Raw genomic sequence first — 20,150 nt, forward strand, 5'->3', positions numbered from 1 at the left:
GCAGGGGTGGGACGCCCTGCGGCCGGGCGGACGGAACGACGGACCGGTATCGGGAAACGGGGCGGAATGGACGCGTACGACAACGGCTCGAACGCCCGGCACGGGCCGGCCGAGCCGAACGGTCCGACGGACCCCTGGCGCTCCCTGCCCGATGCCGCATCGACCGACCGTGGCCTGCCCGGTGTGTCCGACGCCGCATCGACCTCGGACGGCCCCCAGCGGGTTCCCGACACCGTGGCCGCCGCTCCCACTGGGGACCCGGCCCTGCGTGCCCCCACACCCGAACCCCCCAGACCCGATCCACCTACACCAGATCCCCCCACACCAGATCCGCACGACCTCCCCCCGGCGCCACCGCCCGCCGACCCCCGCACCGGCGTAGCCGCCCTCTCCTTCCGGTACCGGATCGGCGCCGCGCTCGCGCTCGCGGTCGTGGCGGTCGGTGTCTGTGTGCATCTCGGGATGACGTTCCTGCACGTCGCGCCCGCGAACACGCTCACCAAGGAGCACGGCAAGGCGATCGACGAGTGGATCTACCCCGAGTTCGAGCAGAACTGGAAGCTCTTCGCGCCGAACCCGCTGCAGCAGAACATCGCCGTCCAGGTCCGTGCCGAGATCCGCGCGGCGGACGGCGGCATCCGGACCACCGGCTGGTACGACCTGTCCGCCCAGGACGGCCGGGCCATCGACGGCAACCCGCTGCCGAGCCACACCCAGCAGAACGAGCTGCGCCGCGCCTGGGACTTCTACGTCGCCACCCACGACGGCGACAACCGCCCGGCCGGCCTGCGCGGCGCGCTGTCGGAGACGTATCTGCGCCGGATCGCGGTGCTGCGCCTGGACCGTGAGGACGCGGCCGGACGCGGCGGTGTCGTCGAACGCGTCCAGTTCCGCTCCCGTACCACCAACGTGCCCCCGCCCGAGTGGAGCCGCGAACAGGTCAGCACCACACCGGTCTACCGCGAGCTGCCGTGGTGGTCGGTAGCGGATGCCGAGGCCGAGGGAGGCGTGCGGTGAAAGCCTTCGCCCCGACGGAGACGGCCCCGACGGAGACGGCCCCGACGGAGACGGCCCCGACGGAGACGGCCCCGAGGGAGACGGCCCCGAGGGAGACGGATGGAGGTGCGCGGTGAACCGCTTCGCCCTGTGCCTCTCCCGCGGCATCGCCCGCGTCACCGAGTCCGCCCTCGGCCCCTACCAGACCGCCGTGGTCCGCATCGGCTTCGCCGCGACCTGGCTGCTGTTCCTGCTGCGCGAGCTTCCCCACCGCCAGGAGCTGTACGGCCCCGACGGCCCGTGGAGCTGGGACCTGGCCGAGCAGCTGATCCGCTCCAACGGGGCCTTCACCGCCCTGATGTGGTCGGACGGCCGGATCTGGTTCGAGGCCTGCTACGCGTTCGCGATCCTCGCCGGCGCGCTGCTCGTGCTGGGCTGGCGCACCCGCACGATGTCGGTGCTGTTCATGGTCGGCGTGCTGTCGCTGCAGAACCGCAGCGTCTTCATGGGGGACGGCGGCGACAACGTCCTGCACCTGATGTCGATCTACCTGGTGTTCACGCGCTGCGGCCAGGTGTGGTCGCTGGACGCGCGGCGGGCCCGGCTCGCACGGGCGGCACGCGCGCGTGGGGAGCGGGTTTTGGACCGGGTGGGCCCGGCGCTGTGGGGTGTGCTCGGGTTCGTGCTGGTCGCGGTGACCCTGGCGGGCCGGCTCGACGGTGACCGGCTCATACCGGCGATCCTGTGGGGCGTCTGGCTGGCGCAGGCCCTGTGGTGGGTGGTCGCCCGCCGCGCGAGGACCGCCCAGCCGCGCATCCTGCTCGACGTCGTCGCCAACATCCTCCACAACGGCGCCCTGTTCGTGATCATGGCCGAGGCGTGCCTGATCTACGCCACGGCCGGCTGGTACAAGATCCAGGGCTCCCGCTGGCAGGACGGCACCGCGGTCTACTACCCGCTGCACCTGGAGTACTTCTCGCCCTGGCCCGCCCTCGCCGACCTGCTGTCCGCCAGCGGCACGATGGTGATGCTCGTGACGTACGGGACGGTCCTCGTGCAGGTCGCCTTCCCGTTCACACTGTTCAACCGGCGGGTCAAGAACGTCCTGCTGGCCGCGATGATGACCGAGCACGCCGTGATCGCCGTCGTCCTGGGCCTGCCGTTCTTCTCCCTGGCCATGATCGCGGCGGACGCGGTGTTCCTGCCGACGTCCTTCCTGCGCCGGCTGGGCGGCTGGGCGGCACGCACGCGTGGACGGCTGGTTCGGCGCGGCGGGCGTACGGCGATCCCCGAGCGGCACGTCCAGGAGAGCCCCGAACCCACGCACGTAGGCTTCAGGGCATGACCGACCCCGTGACCGCCTGGCACCGGCTCGCCGGCAGCACCGTCCTGCTCGACGGCTTCCACGCCCTCAAGCACGCCGTGCGCTTCCGAGCCGAGGTCCCGGTGGCGGTCACCACCGACCGGGGCGCCGCGCTCGCCCTGGCCGATGAGCTGGCCCCGGACGTACGGGACACCCTGGACGGGCTTCTGACGCAGGTCCCGGAGGCGACCTACAGGTCCTTCGTCCCGCGCCCGCATCCCACCGCCGTGGCCGCCCTGGCCGTACGGCCCTCCCGTGCGGCCAACCTGGAGAAGCTGGCGCACGCCCCGCGCACCGCGCCCGTCGTGGTCCTCGACAACCCGCGCAACCTGGGCAACGCGGGGGCCGTGATCCGGCTGGCCGCCGGCTTCGGGGCGACCGGCGTGGTCACCACCGGCACGCTCGACCCCTGGCACCCCACGGTCGTGCGCGGCGGGGCCGGGCTGCACTTCGCGACCGCCGTGGAGCGGCTGGGCGTCGACGAGCTGCCGCCGGGGCCGGTGTTCGCCCTCGACCCGGACGGTGAGGACATCCGCGGCCTGAAGCTGCCGGACGACGCGCTGCTCGCCTTCGGCTCGGAACGCAGCGGACTGTCCCGCGAGCTACGCGCGCGTGCCGACCATCTGGTGGCGCTGCCGATGCGCCCCCAGGTCTCCAGCTACAACCTCGCGACCAGCGTGGCCATGACGCTGTACCACTGGAGCGCCACCGGGGGCGCGGCGCGCGTGCCTTAGGCCTCCCGGCGCACCTCGACCACCCGGAAGCGGTTGGCCACGAACGCGCCGTCACACAGCGCCGCGTTGGCCGCCGGGTTGCCGCCCGAGCCGTGGAAGTCGGAGAAGGCGGCCGTCTGGTTGACGTACACCCCGCCGGTGAGGTTGAACGACAGCTGGGCGGCCTCCTCCAGGCACACCTCCTGGACGGCCTGCTCGACCTCCGCGTCGGTCGTGTAGGCACCGACCGTCATCGCGCCCTTCTCGCGGATGGTGCGCCGCAGCAGTTCCACGGCGTCCGCGGCCGAGTCCACGGCGACGGCGAACGACACCGGCCCGAAGCACTCGCTCATGTAGGCGGCCTCGGCGTCCGGCTTGGCGCCGTCCAGCTTCACGATCACCGGCGTACGGACCACCGCGCCCGGGAAGTCGGGGTTGCTGATCTCGCGGGAGGCGAGGGCCACTTCGCCGAGCCCCGCCGCGGCCTCCAGGCGGGCCTTGACGTCCGGGTTGACGATGGCGCCGAGCAGGGCGTTCGCGCGCGCGTCGTCGCCCAGGAGACCGCCCACCGCCTTCGCGAGATCGGCGACCACCTCGTCGTACGACTTGGGTCCCTGGTCCGTGGTGATGCCCTCGCGCGGGATGAGCAGGTTCTGCGGGGTGGTGCACATCTGGCCGCTGTACAGCGACAGGGAGAAGGCCAGGTTGGACAGCATCCCCTTGTAGTCGTCGGTCGACTCCACGATCACCGTGTTGACGCCGGCCTTCTCCGTGTAGACCTCGGCCTGGCGGGCGTTGGTCTCCAGCCACTCGCCGAACGTCGTCGAGCCGGTGTAGTCGATGATCCTGATCTCCGGGCGCACGGCCAGGGTCTTCGCGATGCCCTCGCCGGGGCGCTCAGCGGTCAGAGCGACCAGGTTCGGGTCGAAGCCGGCCTCGGCGAGCACCTGGCGGGCGACCTGGACGGTGAGCGCGAGCGGCAGCACCGCGCGCGGGTGGGGCTTGACCAGGACCGCGTTGCCGGTGGCGAGGGAGGCGAACAGGCCCGGGTAGCCGTTCCACGTCGGGAAGGTGTTGCAGCCGATCACCAGGCCGATCCCGCGCGGGACGGGCGTGAACTGCTTGGTGAGCGCCAGCGGGTCGCGCTTGCCCTGCGGCTTGGTCCACTCGGCGGTGTCGGGCGTGCGGACCTGCTCCACGTACGCGTACGCCACCGCCTCCAGGCCGCGGTCCTGGGCGTGCGGGCCGCCCGCCTGGAACGCCATCATGAACGCCTGGCCGGAGGTGTGCATGACCGCGTGCGCGAACTCGTGCGTCCGGTCGCTGATCCGCTTGAGGATCTCCAGGCAGACCACCGCGCGCATCTCCGCGCCCGCGTCCCGCCAGGCCCGCTGCCCGGCCTTCATGGCGGGCAGCAGCACGTCGATGTCCGCGTGCGGGTAGGTCACGCCCAGCTCGATGCCGTACGGCGAGACCTCGCCGCCCACCCAGTCGTCCGTGCCGGGCTGGCCGAGGTCGAGGCGGGTGCCGAGCAGGGCGTCGAAGGCGGCCTTGCCCGCCGCCGCGTCCAGGCTGCCGTCCTCCCCGTAGGCCTTGGGGTGCTCGGGGTGCGGGGACCAGTACGCGCGCGTGCGGATCGCTTCCAGCGCCTGATCGAGGGTGGGCCGGTGCTTGGCGATCAGATCGTGCGCGGTGAGTTCGGCGGCCATGCGGGACCAACTCCTCGTCTCAAGAACTCTTCGTCGAGCTCATGACCTGGACAGAAACATGGGCGGGAACGAGCGGTCAGAGTTAGAGTAACCGAACGATCGGTCGGTTCAAGGGGGTCCGCCGCATCTGTGGAAAACCCCGTGCGGGAGGATCGCGCACATGACAGCACTCGACCTCAGCAGCCCCGTGGCCGTCGTCGGCACCGGCACCATGGGCCAGGGCATCGCCCAGGTCGCGCTGGTCGCGGGCCACCCCGTACGGCTGTACGACGCCGTCCCCGGCCGCGCTCGGGAAGCGGCCGACGCGATCGGCGCCCGCCTCGACCGGCTCGTCGAGAAGGAACGGCTCACCGGCGCCGACCGGGACGCCGCGCGGGCCCGGCTGGTGCCCGCCGAGAGCCTCGCCGAGCTCGCGGACTGCGCCCTGGTCGTCGAGGCGGTCCTGGAGCGGCTGGACGTGAAACAGGACCTGTTCCGCGAACTGGAGGGCATCGTCGCCGACGACTGCCTGCTCGCCACCAACACCTCGTCCCTGTCCGTCACCGCCATCGGCGGCGCCCTGCGCGCCCCGGGCCGTCTCGTCGGCCTGCACTTCTTCAACCCCGCGCCGCTGATGCCGCTCGTCGAGGTCGTCTCCGGGTTCGCCACCGACGTCACCTCGGCCACGCGCGCGTACGAGACCGCCCGCGCCTGGGGCAAGACCCCGGTCGCCTGCGCCGACACCCCCGGCTTCATCGTCAACCGCATCGCCCGGCCCTTCTACGCCGAGGCCTTCGCCGTCTACGAGTCCCAGGGCGCCGACCCGGCCACCATCGACGCGGTCCTGCGCGAGTCCGGCGGTTTCAAGATGGGCGCCTTCGAGCTGACCGACCTCATCGGGCAGGACGTCAACGAGTCCGTCACGCACTCGGTGTGGCAGTCCTTCTTCCAGGACGTGCGCTTCACCCCGTCCCTCGCCCAGCGGCGCCTGGTCGAGTCCGGCCGGCTCGGCCGCAAGACCGGGCAGGGCTGGTACGGCTACCGGGATGGCGCCGAGCGCCCCGAGCCGCACACCGCGGAGCGGCAGCAGCCGCCCGCGTACGTCGTCGCCGAGGGCGACCTGGGCCCGGCCTCGGAACTCCTGCCGCTGATCCGCGAGGCGGGCATCCAGGTGCGCGAGGAGGACGAGGACAACGGCACCCGCCTGGTGCTGCCCGGCGGCGGCCAGCTGGTCCTCGCCGACGGTCAGACCTCCGTGGAGTTCCGGGACGTCGTCCACTTCGACCTCGCCCTCGACTACCGCAGGGCCACCCGCATCGCCCTGTCCGCCTCCCAGGACACCTCCGCGCAGACGCTCGCCGAGGCCACCGGCCTCTTCCAGGCGCTCGGCAAGAAGGTCAGCGTCATCGGGGACGTTCCCGGAATGATCGTCGCCCGCACGGTCGCGCGGATCGTCGACCTCGCTCACGATGCCGTCGCCAAGGGCGTGGCCACCGAGGAGGACGTCGACACCGCGATGCGCCTGGGCGTCAACTACCCCCTGGGCCCCTTCGAATGGAGCCGCCGGCTCGGCCGCGACTGGGCCTACGCGCTCCTCGACGAGCTCCACCTGCGCGACCCCTGCGGACGCTACGCGCCGTCCCTCGCGCTGTACCGCCACGCGCACGCCTCCGACAAGCGGGAGGGCACCGTCTCATGACCACCGCCAAGCGCGACACGTACACCCCGGAGACGCTGCTGTCCGTCGCCGTGCGGGTCTTCAACGAGCGCGGCTACGACGGCACCTCCATGGAGCACCTCTCCAAGGCGGCCGGCATCTCCAAGTCGTCGATCTACCACCATGTGGCGGGCAAGGAGGAGCTGTTGCGCCGTGCCGTGAGCCGGGCGCTGGACGGCCTCTTCGGGATCCTCGACGAGGAGCACGCGCGCGTGGGGCGGGCCGCCGAGCGGCTGGAGTACGTCGTACGGCGCATGGTCGAGGTCCTCATCGCCGAACTGCCGTACGTGACCCTGCTGCTGCGGGTGCGCGGCAACACGGACACCGAGCGGTGGGCGCTGGAACGGCGCCGGGAGTTCGACCACCGGGTGGCCGAGCTGCTGAAGGCGGCGGCGGCCGACGGGGACGTGCGCGGCGACATAGAGTCCCGGCTCGTCACCCGGCTGGTGTTCGGGATGATCAACTCCATCGTGGAGTGGTACCGGCCGGACGGGCGCGGCATGGGCGAGCGTGAAGTGGCCGACGCGGTGGTGCAGTTGGCGTTCGGAGGGCTCCGCAAAGACGCCTGAGGGCTCAGAGCTCCGAACAGAATGGGCGCCCATTCTGTTCGGAGCTCTTACCCCTGCGGCTCCAGGTCCTCCTCCTCGAACACCAGCAGCGTGCGCGTACTGAGCACCTCGGGGATCGCCTGGAGTCGCGTCAGCACCAGCTCCCGCAGCGCGCGGTTGTCGGACGTGTGCACCAGCAGCAGCACGTCGAAGTCCCCGCCCACCAGGGCGATGTGGGACGCGCCGGGCAACTGCCTGAGCTGTTCGCGCACCGTGCGCCAGGAGTTCTGGACGATCTTCAGGGTGATGTACGCCGACGTGCCTTGGCCCGCCCGCTCGTGGTCGACACGGGCGCCGAAGCCCCGGATGACGCCGTCCTCGACGAGCCGGTTGATCCGCGCGTAGGCGTTCGCGCGGGAGACGTGGACCCGCTCGGCGACCGACCGTATCGAGGCGCGGCCGTCCGCCTGGAGCATGCGCAGGATGTCCTGGTCGATGGCGTCCAGGGGGCGGGGCGGCGGCAGAGCGGCGCTGTCCTGAGTGCTCTCGGCCATTTGTTCAGATGCCACCTGCCCCCGCCTCCCTAGCATGGACGTACTGCGTCCATCTCAGGCTGTGGAGAACCGTTTGTCCACAGCCTGAGGGCACCCGTAGCCAAAATGTGCCGGCGACCGAACAATCGGTAGGTGAGGCGCGTCACAGACGCCGCGCCTTACGAAGCCGCTCCCACGAGGAGGTGCCGTCATGACGGTCATGGAGCAGCGTGGCGCGTATCGGCCCACGCCGCCGCCCGCCTGGCAGCCCCGTACCGACCCCGCGCCGCTGCTGCCCGACCCGGAGCCGTACCGCGTCCTCGGCACCGAGGCGGCGGCGAAGGCCGACCCGGAGCTGCTGCGGACGCTGTACGCCCAGCTGGTGCGCGGCCGCCGGTACAACGCGCAGGCCACCGCCCTCACCAAGCAGGGCCGGCTCGCCGTCTACCCCTCCAGCACCGGGCAGGAGGCCTGCGAGGTCGCCGCCGCGCTGGTGCTGAAGGAGCAGGACTGGCTCTTCCCCAGCTACCGCGACACGCTCGCCGTCGTGGCCCGCGGCGTGGACCCCGTGGAGGCTCTCACCCTCCTGCGCGGCGACTGGCACACCGGCTACGACCCCTACGAGCACCGCGTGGCGCCCCTGTGCACCCCGCTCGCCACCCAGCTGCCGCACGCGGTGGGCCTCGCGCACGCCGCCCGCCTGAAGGGCGACGACGTGGTCGCGCTGGCCATGGTCGGCGACGGCGGCTCCAGCGAGGGCGACTTCCACGAGGCGCTGAACTTCGCCGCCGTGTGGCAGGCCCCGGTCGTCTTCCTCGTCCAGAACAACGGCTTCGCGATCTCCGTCCCGCTCGCCAAGCAGACCGCGGCCCCGTCGCTGGCCCACAAGGCCGTCGGCTACGGCATGCCCGGCCGCCTGGTCGACGGCAACGACGCCGCCGCCGTGCACGAGGTCCTCAGCGATGCCGTACGGCACGCGCGCGCGGGCGGTGGCCCCACCCTCGTCGAGGCGATCACCTACCGCGTCGACGCGCACACCAACGCCGACGACGCGACCCGCTACCGCGGCGACGCCGAGGTCGAGACCTGGCGCCGGCACGACCCGATCCTGCTGCTGGAGCGGGAGCTGACCGAGCGCGGCCTGATCGACGAGGCCGGCATCGAGGCGGCCCGCCAGGACGCCGAGACCATGGCCGCGACACTGCGCGAGCGCATGAACCAGGACCCGGCGCTCGACCCCATGGACCTCTTCGCCCACGTGTACGCCGAGCCCACCGCTCAACTGCGCGAGCAGCGGGAGCAGTTGCGGGCGGAGCTGGAGGCCGAGGCCGAGTCGGAAGGGGCGCACCGATGACCACCGTCGCCGTCAGGCCGGCCACCATGGCGCAGGCCCTCACGCGCGCGCTGCGCGACGCCATGGCCGCCGACCCTAACGTCCACGTCCTGGGCGAGGACGTCGGCACCCTCGGCGGCGTCTTCCGGGTCACCGACGGACTCGCCAAGGAGTTCGGCGAGGACCGCTGCACGGACACACCGCTGGCGGAGGCGGGCATCCTCGGCACCGCCGTGGGCATGGCGATGTACGGGCTGCGCCCGGTCGTGGAGATGCAGTTCGACGCCTTCGCCTACCCGGCGTTCGAGCAGCTCATCTCGCACGTGTCCCGCATGCGCAACCGCACGCGCGGCGCGATGCCCCTGCCGATCACGATCCGCGTCCCCTACGGCGGCGGCATCGGTGGCGTCGAGCACCACAGCGACTCCTCCGAGGCGTACTACATGGCGACTCCGGGGCTCCATGTCGTCACGCCCGCCACCGTCGCCGACGCCTACGGGCTGCTGCGCGCCGCCATCGCCTCCGACGACCCGGTGGTCTTCCTGGAGCCGAAGCGGCTGTACTGGTCGAAGGACTCCTGGAACCCCGAGGAGCCGACGCCCGTTGAACCGATGGGCCGCGCGGTGGTGCGGCGCTCAGGCCGGAGCGCCACGCTCATCACGTACGGGCCGTCCGTACCCGTCTGCATGGAGGCGGCCGAGGCGGCCCGGGCCGAGGGCTGGGACCTCGAAGTCGTCGATCTGCGCTCGCTGGTGCCGTTCGACGACGAGACGGTGTGCGCCTCGGTGCGGCGGACGGGACGCGCGGTCGTCGTCCACGAGTCGGGCTCCTTCGGGGGCCCGGGCGGGGAGATCGCGGCCCGGGTCACGGAGCGCTGCTTCCACTATCTGGAGGCGCCGGTGCTGCGTGTGGCCGGGTTCGACATCCCGTATCCGCCGCCGATGCTGGAGCGCCACCACCTGCCCGGCGTGGACCGGATCCTGGACGCCGTGGGGCGCCTGCAATGGGAGGCCGAGAGCTGATGGCACAGGTGTTGGAGTTCAAGCTCCCCGACCTTGGCGAGGGGCTCACCGAGGCGGAGATCGTGCGCTGGCTGGTGCAGGTCGGCGACGTCGTCGCCGTCGACCAGCCGGTCGTCGAGGTCGAGACGGCCAAGGCGATGGTGGAGGTGCCCTGCCCCTACGGCGGCGTGGTCACGGCCCGCTTCGGCGAGGAGGGCCAGGAACTGCCCGTCGGCGCGCCGCTGCTGACGGTGGCGGTGGGGGAGACGGCGGCCGGCGCTCCGGCCGGGGGCTCGAGCAGCCGGGCGACGCATGCCCAAGGATCGAACGCCGAGCTGCCGGACACCGAGGGCTCGGGCAACGTCCTGGTCGGGTACGGCACCTCGGAAGCCCCGGCGCGCCGCAGGAGGGTGCGGCCGGGACGGCCGGAGTCCGCCGCTGCCGCGACGGCCGGGGCGGTGAACGGGCGGGCGGACTCCGCTGCCACGACGCAGGACAAGGCTCCGGCGTCCGAGAAGGTTCCGGCGTTCGACAAGGCTCCGGCGTCCAAGGAGACGGACGGGCAGGTCCGTGCCCCCGAGACCACGGACGGCCCCGTTCCCGTGATCTCCCCCCTGGTGCGCAGGCTCGCCCGGGAGAACGGCCTCGACCTGCGGGAACTGACCGGCTCCGGGCCCGACGGGCTGATCCTGCGGGCGGATGTGGAGTACGCGCTGCGGGCCGCGGCCGCGCGGGGGAGTACGGCCGCCCAGCCGTCCCCGCGGCCCTCCGCCGAGCCGCACACGCGCGTGGCACCGGCGCCGGCACCGGCCGCCGCACACCAGGCCCCCGCCGCCGCGACCGCCGGAGGCGTCCGCACGCCCCTCAAGGGCGTCCGCGGGGCCGTCGCCGACAAGCTCTCCCGCAGCCGCCGCGAGATACCGGACGCGACCTGCTGGGTGGACGCCGACGCGACGGAGCTGATGCGGACGCGGGCGGCGATGAACGCGGCCGGCGGGCCGAAGATCTCCCTGATCGCCCTGCTGGCCCGGATCTGCACCGCCGCGCTCGCCCGCTTCCCCGACCTCAACTCCACCGTCGACACGGAGGCCAGGGAGGTCGTCCGGTTCGACCAGGTGCACCTCGGCTTCGCCGCGCAGACCGACCGGGGGCTCGTCGTACCCGTCGTACGGGACGCGCACGCCCGGGACGCCGAGTCGCTGACCGCGGAGTTCGCCCGGCTGACCGAGGCGGCCCGGGCCGGGACGCTGACGCCCGCGGAACTGACGGGCGGGACGTTCACGCTGAACAACTACGGGGTCTTCGGCGTCGACGGCTCCACCCCGATCCTCAACCACCCCGAGGCGGCCATGCTCGGCGTCGGCCGCATCGTCCCCAAGCCCTGGGTGCACGAGGGCGAGCTGGCGGTGCGGCAGGTCGTCCAGCTCTCGCTCACCTTCGACCACCGCGTGTGCGACGGCGGCGTGGCGGGCGGCTTCCTGCGCTATGTCGCCGACTGCGTGGAACAGCCGGCGGTGCTGCTGCGGACACTGTGACGGGTGATCGGCCCGGCCTCATCCTTGATCGGCCAGGCCTCATCCTTGATCGGCCCGGCTCCCCCGCGTTCCCTGTGATTCCGGTGGCCCGCATACTCGGGGGGTGACCTCGTACGAGCCGACGGGCGCTGCCGGCCCGACCACCGGCCGGCCGCCGGGCGACAGCTCCGCCGCGTACGACGCCGTCGTGCTCGCCGGTGGTGCCGCGCGGCGGCTCGGCGGTGTGGATAAGCCCGGTGTGCGCGTGGGCGGGCGGGCGCTGCTCGACCGGGTGCTCGCCGCGTGCGCCGACGCCCGGACCACCGTTGTCGTCGCCGAGCCGCGGCCGACGGCACGGCCCGTGAGCTGGGCGCGCGAGGACCCGCCCGGCGGCGGACCGCTCGCCGCGCTCGACGCCGGGCTGCGATCCACCACGGAGGACCACGTGGTGGTGCTCTCGGCCGACCTGCCGTTCCTGGACGAACGGACCGTCAGCCGACTGGTGACCGCGCTGCGGGGCGCGGCGGCCGACGGAGTGCTGCTGACCGACCCCGGCGGCCGGGACCAGCCGCTCGTCGCCGCCTACCGCGCACCGCGCCTGCGCCGGCTGCTCGCGCACATCGGCGCTGAACACGGCGGCCTGACCGGTCTCCCCCTGAGGCTCCTGACCGCACAGCTGGACCTCACCCGCATCTCCGACCCCGTCGCGTCCTTCGACTGCGACACCTGGGACGACATCGCCACCGCCCGGTCACGCATCAGGGAGCATGGGCACGTGTTGGATGAATGGATTTCCGCAGCCAAGGACGAACTGGGCATCGACCTCGACGTCGACACCGGCGTCCTGCTCGACCTCGCCCGCGACGCCGCCCACAGTGTGGCCCGGCCCGCGGCGCCGCTGACCACCTTCCTCGTCGGCTACGCGGCCGCCCGGGCCGGCGGCGGACCGGAGGCCGTAGCGGAGGCCGCCCGCAAAGCCGCCGCCCTCGCCCTGCGCTGGGCGGAGGAGGACACCCCCGAGGCCAAGCCAGCCGACACGCCAAGCAGCCCGGAGCCCACCGACGCCCAACCCGACGTCGCTCCCGACGCCACGCCCGACACCCGCCCGGACGCCCGATGACCGCCGCCCGCTCCACCCGCCCCGGCGAGACCGCCGTGACCCCCGGGCACCCGGAGGACACGGATGACCTCGACGTCGAGGAGGCGCTCGCGCTCGTGAAGGAAGCCAACGGCCCCACCCCCGGCGGCGACCACGCGTCCGTACCCCCTCCGAAGCGCGAGGGCGGCACCGGCACCCCACACGGCACCGACCGCCGCCACCAGGCCACCCCCTGGCCCGAGGCCCGGACCATCGCCGAACGCGCCGCCCGCGCCGGCATCCGGGCCGCCCGCCCCACTCCCGTCTCCGCACCCCTCGACTCCGCCCTCGGTCTCACCCTGGCCGCACCCCTCACCGCCCTCACCGACCTGCCCTCCTTCGACACCTCGGCGATGGACGGCTGGGCGGTCGCCGGCCCCGGCCCCTGGGACGTGCGCGGCGACGGCGTCCTGGCCGGAGACGCCGGGCACGAGCCGCTCACCGACGGCGAGGCCGTCCGCATCGCCACCGGCGCCCGGATCCCCCCGGACACCACCGCCGTGCTCCGCAGCGAGCACGGCCGTACCGATGACAAGGGCCGCCTGCACGCGACCCGGGAGGTCGTGCCCGGCCAGGACATCCGCCCCCGGGGCCAGGAGTGCCGCAGCGGTGACCAGCTGGTGCCCGCCGGCACCCTCGTGACCCCGGCCGTGCTGGGGCTCGCCGCGGCCGCCGGGTACGACGCCCTCACCGCCGTCCCCCGCCCCCGGGCCGACGTCCTCGTGCTCGGCGACGAGCTGCTCACCGAGGGCCTGCCGCACGACGGCCTGATCCGGGACGCGCTCGGCCCGATGCTGCCGCCCTGGCTGCGGGCGCTCGGCGCCGAGGTCACCGCCGTGCGCCGGATCGGTGACGACGCCGACGCGCTGCACCAGGCCATCACGACGTCCGGCGCCGACGTCATCGTCACCACCGGCGGTACCGCCGCGGGCCCGGTCGACCACGTCCACCCCACTCTGTGCCGCATCGGCGCCGAACTCCTCGTGGACGGCGTCAAGGTGCGCCCCGGCCACCCCATGCTGCTGGCCCGCACCAAGGAGAACCAGCACCTGGTCGGCCTGCCCGGCAACCCGCTGGCCGCCGTCTCCGGCCTGCTCACGCTCGCCGAACCCCTGCTGCGGACCCTCGCGGCCCGCCCTGCGCCGGAGCCGTACACGCTGCCGCTGAGGGACGCGGTGCACGGGCACCCGTACGACACCCGGCTCGTCCCCGTCGTCCTGCGCGGCGACCGGGCCGTGCCGCTGCACTACAACGGTCCGGCCATGCTGCGCGGCATCGCGGCGGCCGACGCCCTCGCTGTCGTACCGCCGGGCGGTGCGCAGCCGGGACAGGAGACGGAACTGATCGATCTGCCCTGGGCATCCGGGGGAATCGGGGTGTGTTTCACGTGAAACTTCCGGGCCAGGACGCGATCGCCCGCCAGCCGGACGAACACCTTGTGCCGCACCGGGTGAAGCTGCCGCGACAGATCGTGGAGCACCCGTTCCGCCAGGTCGCCAAACGGCTGTCCATGGCCCTGGTGGTCCTGCTGGTGACCGCGTTCATCGTCTACGCCGACCACGACGGCTACAAGGACAACAACGGCGACGGCGTCGGACTCCTCGACGCCTTCTACTATGCGACCGTCACGCTCTCCACCACCGGGTACGGCGACATCACCCCGGCCAGCGACACCGCCCGGCTGGTCAACATCTTCGTCATCACGCCCCTGCGCGTGCTGTTCCTGATCATCCTGGTCGGTACGACCCTGGAGGCCCTCACGGAGCGCACCCGTGAGGAATGGCGCCTGAACCGCTGGAGGTCCACGTTGCGCGATCACACCGTCGTCATCGGCTTCGGGACGAAGGGCCGGTCGGCGATCCACACCGTGTGTGCGGCGGGGTTGAAGAAGGAGCAGGTCGTGGTGGTCGACCCCAGTTCGAAGGTGATCGACGCGGCGACCGCCGACGGCTATGCGGGCATCGTCGGGGACGCCACCCGCAGCGACGTCCTCAGGCGGGCCGAGGTGCACAAGGCGCGGCAGATCATCGTGGCGACCCAGCGCGACGACACGGCCGTCCTGGTGACGCTGACGGCCCGGCAGCTCAACCGCGGGGCGAAGATCGTGGCCGCCGTGCGTGAGGAGGAGAACGCGCCGCTGCTGAGGCAGTCCGGCGCCGACGTGGTCATCACCAGCGCCAGCGCGGCCGGCCGGCTGCTCGGCCTGTCCGTGCTCAGCCCCGCCGCCGGCATGGTGTTGGAGGACCTCATCCAGCAGGGCAGCGGGCTCGACATCGTCGAGCGGCCCGTCGTCAAGGCCGAGGTGGGCAGGACGCCGCGCGAGATCGACGACCTGGTCATCAGCGTCATACGAGGTCACCGGGTGCTCGGCTACGACGATCCGGCCGCCGGGAAGCTGCAGTTGACGGACCGGCTCATCACGATCGTGCGGGCGACGCCGGGCACGCGGGTCACGCCCGACATGCGCCCGCTTCCCCGCGACTGACCGGGTCTCAAGGACCCGGAACGCACTGACCGGGGCTCGAGGACCCGGAACGGGCCTACTTGCGGTTGTACAGCCGCATCGTGATCGGCCCGAAGACCAGCACGAACAGCCCGGCCCAGCCCAGCGACCAGGCGATCTCCTCCGTGGGCCAGTCGCCCGCCATCAGTCCGCGCACCGCCGACGACAGGTGGGTGATGGGGCTGTTGTTGACGAACGCCTGCAGCCAGCCCGGCATGGTCTTCGGGTCCACGAAGACGTTGGACAGGAAGGTGAGCGGGAAGATCACCATCATGCTGACGCCCATCACCGACTTCTCGGTGCGCAGCATCAGCCCGAACATCGTCCAGATCCACGAAAACGCGAACGAGAAGACCACCAGCAGCACGATCCCGGCGAGCACACCGCCCACGCCGCCGTCCGGGCGGTAGCCGAGGATCAGGCCGACGGTGAGCATCACGACGGACGCGATGGTGTAGCGCAGGGCATCGCCCAGCAGGTAGCCGACCATGGTCGACGGCCGCCAGATGGGCAGGGAGCGGAACCGGTCGAAGACGCCCTTCTCGATGTCCGTGTTGACCGAGACGCCGGTGTACATCGTGATCATCACGACCGACATCACCAGGATGCCGGGCAGCAGGAACTGGATGTACTCCTTCGGCGACCCGGCCAGCGCGCCCCCGAACAGGTACGTGTACATCAGCACCATCATGATCGGGAACGCCGTGACGTCGAAGAGCTGCTCCGGCACGTGCTTGATCTTGAGGACGGCCCGCCAGCCGAAGGTCAGCGAGGTCGACCACGCGCTGGGCCGCGGCGGCCGTTCCTTGGCGATGAGCAGCGCGGCGAGCGATTCGGTGCTGACCGGGGCGAGTTCCTTGCTCTCGGTGGGCGTCGCGGTGCTCATGCCGCCACCTCGTCCTTCGTGTCGCGGGCGTCCTGGGAGTCGTGCGTGTCGTGTCCGGTGAGGGCGAGGAACACCTCGTCCAGGCTGGGCTGGCCCAGCGAGAAGTTGTCGACGGTGATGCCGGCGCCGGCCAGTTCGTTCAGCGCGCGGGCGGCCTGCTCGGCCGCGGTGTCGTTGCTCGCCGCCGTACCGAGGCGGGCGGTCAGGGCCACCGGGTCGGGCTCGGGCTGGACGTCGGCGTCGAGGGCCCGGCGCAGCAGGTCGGCCGCGAGGGGCCGCTGGTCCGCGTCGCGCAGTCGCAGGTGGACGGACCCGGCGCCGACGGACGCCTTCAGTTCGCCCTTGGTGCCCTCGGCGATCACCTTGCCGCGGTCGATGACGGCGATCCGGGACGCCAGCTGGTCGGCCTCGTCCAGGTACTGCGTGGTCAGCAGCACGGTCGTGCCCTGGGCGACCACGGCCCGCACGATGTCCCACACCTGGTTGCGGCTGCGCGGGTCCAGGCCGGTCGTCGGCTCGTCCAGGAAGAGCAGGTCGGGGGTGTTGAGGATGGACGCGGCGATGTCGATACGGCGCCGCATGCCGCCCGAGTAGTGCTTGACCTGCTTCCCGGCCGCCTCCGAGAGCCTGAAGGCCTCCAGGAGCTGTGCGGCGCGGTCCCGGGCGGCCTTCTTGTGGTGACCGAGGAGCCGGGCCAGCAGGACCAGGTTCTCGGTGCCGGTGAGGTCCTCGTCGACGGACGCGTACTGACCGGTGAGGCTCACCCGGCCGCGCACCCGGTCGGCCTCGCGGACGACGTCGTGCCCGAAGACATGGGCTTCACCGCCGTCCGGCCGCAGGAGCGTGGCGAGCATCTTCACGGTGGTCGTCTTTCCGGCGCCGTTCGGGCCGAGGACGCCGTACACCGTGCCGGCCGGCACGGTGAGGTCGACTCCGTCGACGGCCCGGGTCTCGCCGAACGTCTTCACCAGGCCCGCGGTCTCGATCGCCGGGCCGGACGTCTGCGTGCTCATGCTTCGGGTCCTTCCGCTGCTTGGGCTACGCATGGGGAGACTCTTACGGTGACGCAAACTCATCGGTCCCGCACAGGGATTTCCCGGGGGATCGGCCCAAGGACCGAGGAGCCCCGGCCCAAGGACCGAGGAGTCCCGGCCCGGGGACCGAGGAGCCTCGGCCCAAGGACCGAGGAACCCCGGCCCAAGGACCGAGGAACCCCGGCCCAAGGACCGAGGCAGGGACCGAGGCGGGAAGCGGTCCGGCCTGGGGCGCGGAATCCGCCCGGGGCGCGAGGGGTAGCGTCCCCTCCATGCATGCGATCACGATTCCCGAACCTGGTGGGCCCGAGGCACTGGTCTGGGACGAGGTCCCCGATCCCGTGCCCGGCGAGGGCGAGGTCCTGGTCGAGGTGGCGGCCGGCGCCGTCAACCGGGCCGACATCCTGCAGCGGCAGGGCTTCTACGACCCGCCGCCCGGCGCGTCCCCGTACCCCGGCCTGGAGTGCTCCGGGCGGATCACCGCGCTCGGCACCGGCGTGTCCGGCTGGGCCGTCGGCGACGAGGTGTGCGCGCTGCTCTCCGGCGGCGGCTACGCCGAACAGGTCGTCGTCCCGGCCGGGCAACTGCTGCCCGTCCCCAAGGGCGTCGGCGTCCAGCAGGCCGCGGCGCTGCCGGAGGTGGTCTGCACGGTCTGGTCGAACGTCTTCATGATCGCTCACCTGCGCCCCGGCGAGACCCTGCTCGTGCACGGCGGCTCCAGCGGCATCGGCACGATGGCGATCCAGCTCGCCAAGGCCGTCGGCGCGAAGGTCGCCGTCACGGCCGGCACCCGGGAGAAGCTGGACCACTGCGCCCGACTGGGCGCCGACATCCTGATCAACTACCGCGAGCAGGACTTCGTCGAGGAGGTCAAGAAGGCCACCGACGGCGCGGGCGCCGACGTCATCCTCGACATCATGGGCGCCAAGTACCTGGAACCCAACGTCCGGGCGCTCGCCGTCAACGGCCGGCTCGCGATCATCGGCATGCAGGGCGGCGTCAAGGGCGAACTGAACATCGGCGCCCTCCTCGCCAAGCGCGCGGCCATCAGCGCGACCACCCTGCGGGCCCGGCCCGTCGAGGAGAAGGCGGCCATCGTCGCGGCCGTACGGGAACACGTCTGGCCCCTGGTCGACGGCGGTCACGTACGCCCCGTCGTCGACCGCGAGATCCCGATGCCCGACGCGGCGGCCGCCCACCGGATCGTCGAGGAGAGCGGCCACGTGGGGAAGGTGCTGCTCATCACGCCGGGTACGGCCAGGACAGGCCCTAGGCGCGCCGCAGCCGCAGCGCGATGAAGGCTAGCCCCAGGCCGAGCCCGATGAGGACCAGCCCGCTGCCCAGCGGCAGGATCCGCAGCACGGGCTCGACCGTGCCTCCGGCGACCTGCTGGGCGGAGGCCGATCCGGAGGGCGCCGGGTCGGTCTCCCCCGGCGCCTGGGGCACGGCGGCATCGTCACCGGCGTCCGCGTCCCGCGCCGGAACCTCACGGCCGTCGTGGTCCCTGTACCAATACCCGTCCCTGTCCCTGTCCCTGTCCCCGTCCCTGCCCCGCTCGTCCCGCAGGCGGCCCGGCTCGTCCTCGGCCTCCGCCCGCCGACCCGGGCGCTCCCGCCCCTCACCCGGCCGGCTCCCCGCCCGGGACGGCTCGGCGGAGACGGAGAGGGAGGCGGACGAGGAAGGCGGAGCGATCGGCGCGGCGACCGCGTCCGGCGGACCTTCGACGCCGTACGCCACCACACCGCCCCCGAACATCCCCCCTGCGAGCACACCCACCCCCAGGACGACGCTGACCAGTGCCGTCGCTCGCAGCATGCGCAGCCATGGAGTCACGATCGTGACCCCCTCCCGGTGCCCGGCTCGGCCGGCTGGGCCGACCGGCAAGATCGGTCGGATGGACGCCATCAGATTCACATTCGCCCGCCATTCCGGCATTCCGGATTCGGCCGATGGGTCGAATCGCTGCACAATCCGGTTATGTCGATACGTCACGGGCTGCTGGCGCTCCTGGCAGGCGGCCCCCGCTACGGTTCGCGGCTGCGCACCGAGTTCGAGGCCCGCACCGGCGGGACCTGGCCGCTGAACATCGGGCAGGTCTATACGACTCTCGGCCGCCTGGAACGGGACGGGATGGTCGTCCAGGACGGCGTGGACGACGCCGGGCGGATGCTGTACGCGCTCACCGACGCGGGCCGGGCCGAGCTGCGCGCCTGGTACGCGCGGCCCGTGGAGCGGGCCAGCCCGTCTCGCGACGAGCTGGCCATCAAGCTGGTGCTGGCGGTCGGCGCGGACGGTGTCGACGTAAGGGAGGTCGTCGAGGCGCAGCGCCGGCATGTCACGCATGCCCTGCACGACCACGTGCGGCGGCGGGCCGAGGCACTGGCCCGGGCGCCGGAGCACCCGGAGCAGATGGCCCGGCTGCTCGTCCTGGAGCAGCTGGTCTTCCACGCCGAGGCCGAGGCCCGCTGGCTGGACCACTGTGAGGCCCGGCTGCTGCGCCTGACCCGTGACACGCGGCATCCGCGACATCCGGGAGGCAACCAGGAACCCTGACACCGGCGTCCTCGTCGTACACGGTGGATCAGCCTCCCCCGGGGGCACCACGCAGGAGAGGCGGACGGGTGCGAGAGAATGGCGACATGGAGATGCCGAGGAACGAAAGGTCGTCGGAGAACCCGCAGATCCTGGTCGTGGGCCAGGACGGCATGGCGCTCAGCGGCGGCAACGGAGACGAGGACTCCCACGAGACCCCGGTCACGGAACAGGTGGAGCAGCCCGCCAAGGTCATGCGGATCGGCAGCATGATCAAGCAGCTGCTCGAAGAGGTGCGCGCGGCTCCCCTGGACGAGGCCAGCCGGGTACGGCTCAAGGAGATCCACGCCAGCTCGGTCAAGGAGCTGGAGGACGGTCTGGCGCCGGAGCTGGTCGAGGAGCTGGAGCGGCTCTCCCTGCCCTTCACGGACGACGCGACCCCGAGCGATGCCGAACTGCGGATCGCCCAGGCCCAGTTGGTGGGCTGGCTGGAGGGCCTCTTCCACGGCATCCAGACGACCCTGTTCGCCCAGCAGATGGCGGCGCGCGCCCAGCTGGAACAGATGCGCCGCGCCCTCCCGCCGGGCCTCGGCCAGGACGGTCATGACGACCGGGGCCCGAGCGGCCGTTCGGGCGGTCCGTACCTGTAGA

General features: G+C 72.6%; 19 protein-coding genes. 14 read left to right on the plus strand and 5 right to left on the minus strand.

The features are described 5' to 3' along the window. Positions 1 to 66: 66 nt before the first annotated feature. The 3 genes from ACYVMZ_RS18205 to ACYVMZ_RS18215 all read left to right on the plus strand — a co-directional run bounded on the left by ACYVMZ_RS18205 (position 67) and on the right by ACYVMZ_RS18215 (position 3,093). On the plus strand, positions 67 to 1,017 hold the full coding sequence (locus ACYVMZ_RS18205) for a DUF5819 family protein (protein ID WP_461080779.1): 951 nt from the start codon (positions 67 to 69) through the stop codon (positions 1,015 to 1,017). Between the two features lie 112 nt (positions 1,018 to 1,129). Beyond that, positions 1,130 to 2,341, plus strand: a complete 1,212-nt coding sequence (locus tag ACYVMZ_RS18210; protein WP_461080780.1) for an HTTM domain-containing protein — start codon at positions 1,130 to 1,132, stop codon at positions 2,339 to 2,341. Further along, the gene (locus tag ACYVMZ_RS18215; RefSeq protein ID WP_461080781.1) at positions 2,338 to 3,093 is read left to right on the plus strand and encodes a TrmH family RNA methyltransferase; all 756 of its coding nucleotides are present in this window, start codon (positions 2,338 to 2,340) and stop codon (positions 3,091 to 3,093) included. The genes ACYVMZ_RS18210 and ACYVMZ_RS18215 overlap by 4 nt, the downstream gene beginning before the upstream one ends. Here ACYVMZ_RS18215 and paaN read toward each other — a convergent pair. Then, on the minus strand, positions 3,090 to 4,781 hold the full coding sequence (gene paaN, locus ACYVMZ_RS18220) for a phenylacetic acid degradation protein PaaN (protein ID WP_461080782.1): 1,692 nt from the start codon (positions 4,779 to 4,781) through the stop codon (positions 3,090 to 3,092). The genes ACYVMZ_RS18215 and paaN overlap by 4 nt on opposite strands. A gap of 160 nt (positions 4,782 to 4,941) precedes the next feature. Here paaN and ACYVMZ_RS18225 point away from each other — a divergent pair, with 160 nt between their 5' ends. Together ACYVMZ_RS18225 and ACYVMZ_RS18230 are read left to right on the plus strand one after the other, a co-directional pair. Next, positions 4,942 to 6,459, plus strand: coding sequence for a 3-hydroxyacyl-CoA dehydrogenase (locus tag ACYVMZ_RS18225; RefSeq protein WP_461080783.1), 1,518 nt, complete (start codon positions 4,942 to 4,944; stop codon positions 6,457 to 6,459). Next, complete coding sequence (locus ACYVMZ_RS18230; RefSeq protein ID WP_461080784.1) at positions 6,456 to 7,046, plus strand: TetR/AcrR family transcriptional regulator; 591 nt, start codon at positions 6,456 to 6,458, stop codon at positions 7,044 to 7,046. Before ACYVMZ_RS18225 ends, ACYVMZ_RS18230 begins: the two co-directional genes overlap by 4 nt. 47 nt (positions 7,047 to 7,093) lie before the next feature. On the opposite strand, the gene ACYVMZ_RS18235 is transcribed toward ACYVMZ_RS18230, so the two are convergent. Further along, a complete protein-coding gene (locus tag ACYVMZ_RS18235) occupies positions 7,094 to 7,579 on the minus strand; it encodes an Lrp/AsnC family transcriptional regulator (protein ID WP_461080786.1) in 486 nt (161 codons plus the stop codon). A 190-nt stretch (positions 7,580 to 7,769) separates the two neighbouring features. On the opposite strand from ACYVMZ_RS18235, the gene pdhA reads away from it, so the two are divergent. From pdhA to ACYVMZ_RS18265, 6 genes are all read left to right on the plus strand, one after another. After that, positions 7,770 to 8,912 (plus strand): pyruvate dehydrogenase (acetyl-transferring) E1 component subunit alpha, encoded by a 1,143-nt coding sequence (gene pdhA, locus ACYVMZ_RS18240; RefSeq protein WP_461080788.1) that lies wholly within the window; start codon positions 7,770 to 7,772, stop codon positions 8,910 to 8,912. Next, a complete protein-coding gene (locus ACYVMZ_RS18245) occupies positions 8,909 to 9,913 on the plus strand; it encodes an alpha-ketoacid dehydrogenase subunit beta (protein WP_461080790.1) in 1,005 nt (334 codons plus the stop codon). Before pdhA ends, ACYVMZ_RS18245 begins: the two co-directional genes overlap by 4 nt. Continuing rightward, positions 9,913 to 11,427, plus strand: a complete 1,515-nt coding sequence (locus tag ACYVMZ_RS18250) for a dihydrolipoamide acetyltransferase family protein (RefSeq protein WP_461080792.1) — start codon at positions 9,913 to 9,915, stop codon at positions 11,425 to 11,427. Before ACYVMZ_RS18245 ends, ACYVMZ_RS18250 begins: the two co-directional genes overlap by 1 nt. A 103-nt stretch (positions 11,428 to 11,530) precedes the next feature. Then, positions 11,531 to 12,526: an NTP transferase domain-containing protein gene (locus tag ACYVMZ_RS18255; protein ID WP_461080794.1), complete on the plus strand. Its 996-nt coding sequence runs from the start codon at positions 11,531 to 11,533 to the stop codon at positions 12,524 to 12,526. After that, complete coding sequence (locus ACYVMZ_RS18260; protein WP_461080796.1) at positions 12,523 to 13,935, plus strand: molybdopterin molybdotransferase MoeA; 1,413 nt, start codon at positions 12,523 to 12,525, stop codon at positions 13,933 to 13,935. The genes ACYVMZ_RS18255 and ACYVMZ_RS18260 overlap by 4 nt, the downstream gene beginning before the upstream one ends. Next, positions 13,932 to 15,029, plus strand: coding sequence for a potassium channel family protein (locus tag ACYVMZ_RS18265; protein ID WP_461080798.1), 1,098 nt, complete (start codon positions 13,932 to 13,934; stop codon positions 15,027 to 15,029). The genes ACYVMZ_RS18260 and ACYVMZ_RS18265 overlap by 4 nt, the downstream gene beginning before the upstream one ends. A 55-nt stretch (positions 15,030 to 15,084) precedes the next feature. Here the strand turns inward: ACYVMZ_RS18265 and ACYVMZ_RS18270 are convergent, their stop codons facing one another. Beyond that, on the minus strand, positions 15,085 to 15,933 hold the full coding sequence (locus ACYVMZ_RS18270; protein WP_461080800.1) for an ABC transporter permease: 849 nt from the start codon (positions 15,931 to 15,933) through the stop codon (positions 15,085 to 15,087). Further along, positions 15,930 to 16,946, minus strand: coding sequence for an ATP-binding cassette domain-containing protein (locus ACYVMZ_RS18275; RefSeq protein ID WP_461080802.1), 1,017 nt, complete (start codon positions 16,944 to 16,946; stop codon positions 15,930 to 15,932). Before ACYVMZ_RS18275 ends, ACYVMZ_RS18270 begins: the two co-directional genes overlap by 4 nt. A 293-nt stretch (positions 16,947 to 17,239) precedes the next feature. Between ACYVMZ_RS18275 and ACYVMZ_RS18280 the strand changes: the two genes are divergently transcribed. Then, positions 17,240 to 18,265, plus strand: a complete 1,026-nt coding sequence (locus ACYVMZ_RS18280; RefSeq protein WP_461080804.1) for an NAD(P)H-quinone oxidoreductase — start codon at positions 17,240 to 17,242, stop codon at positions 18,263 to 18,265. Here ACYVMZ_RS18280 and ACYVMZ_RS18285 read toward each other — a convergent pair. Then, the gene (locus tag ACYVMZ_RS18285) at positions 18,237 to 18,800 is read right to left on the minus strand and encodes a hypothetical protein (RefSeq protein ID WP_461080806.1); all 564 of its coding nucleotides are present in this window, start codon (positions 18,798 to 18,800) and stop codon (positions 18,237 to 18,239) included. The genes ACYVMZ_RS18280 and ACYVMZ_RS18285 overlap by 29 nt on opposite strands. A gap of 144 nt (positions 18,801 to 18,944) precedes the next feature. Between ACYVMZ_RS18285 and ACYVMZ_RS18290 the strand changes: the two genes are divergently transcribed. Together ACYVMZ_RS18290 and ACYVMZ_RS18295 are read left to right on the plus strand one after the other, a co-directional pair. Beyond that, complete coding sequence (locus ACYVMZ_RS18290) at positions 18,945 to 19,520, plus strand: PadR family transcriptional regulator (protein WP_461080808.1); 576 nt, start codon at positions 18,945 to 18,947, stop codon at positions 19,518 to 19,520. Positions 19,521 to 19,606: 86 nt separating this feature from the next. After that, positions 19,607 to 20,149, plus strand: a complete 543-nt coding sequence (locus ACYVMZ_RS18295; protein ID WP_461080810.1) for a bacterial proteasome activator family protein — start codon at positions 19,607 to 19,609, stop codon at positions 20,147 to 20,149. The last annotated feature ends 1 nt before the right edge of the window (position 20,150 follow it).

This window comes from Streptomyces deserti (assembly GCF_054782695.1).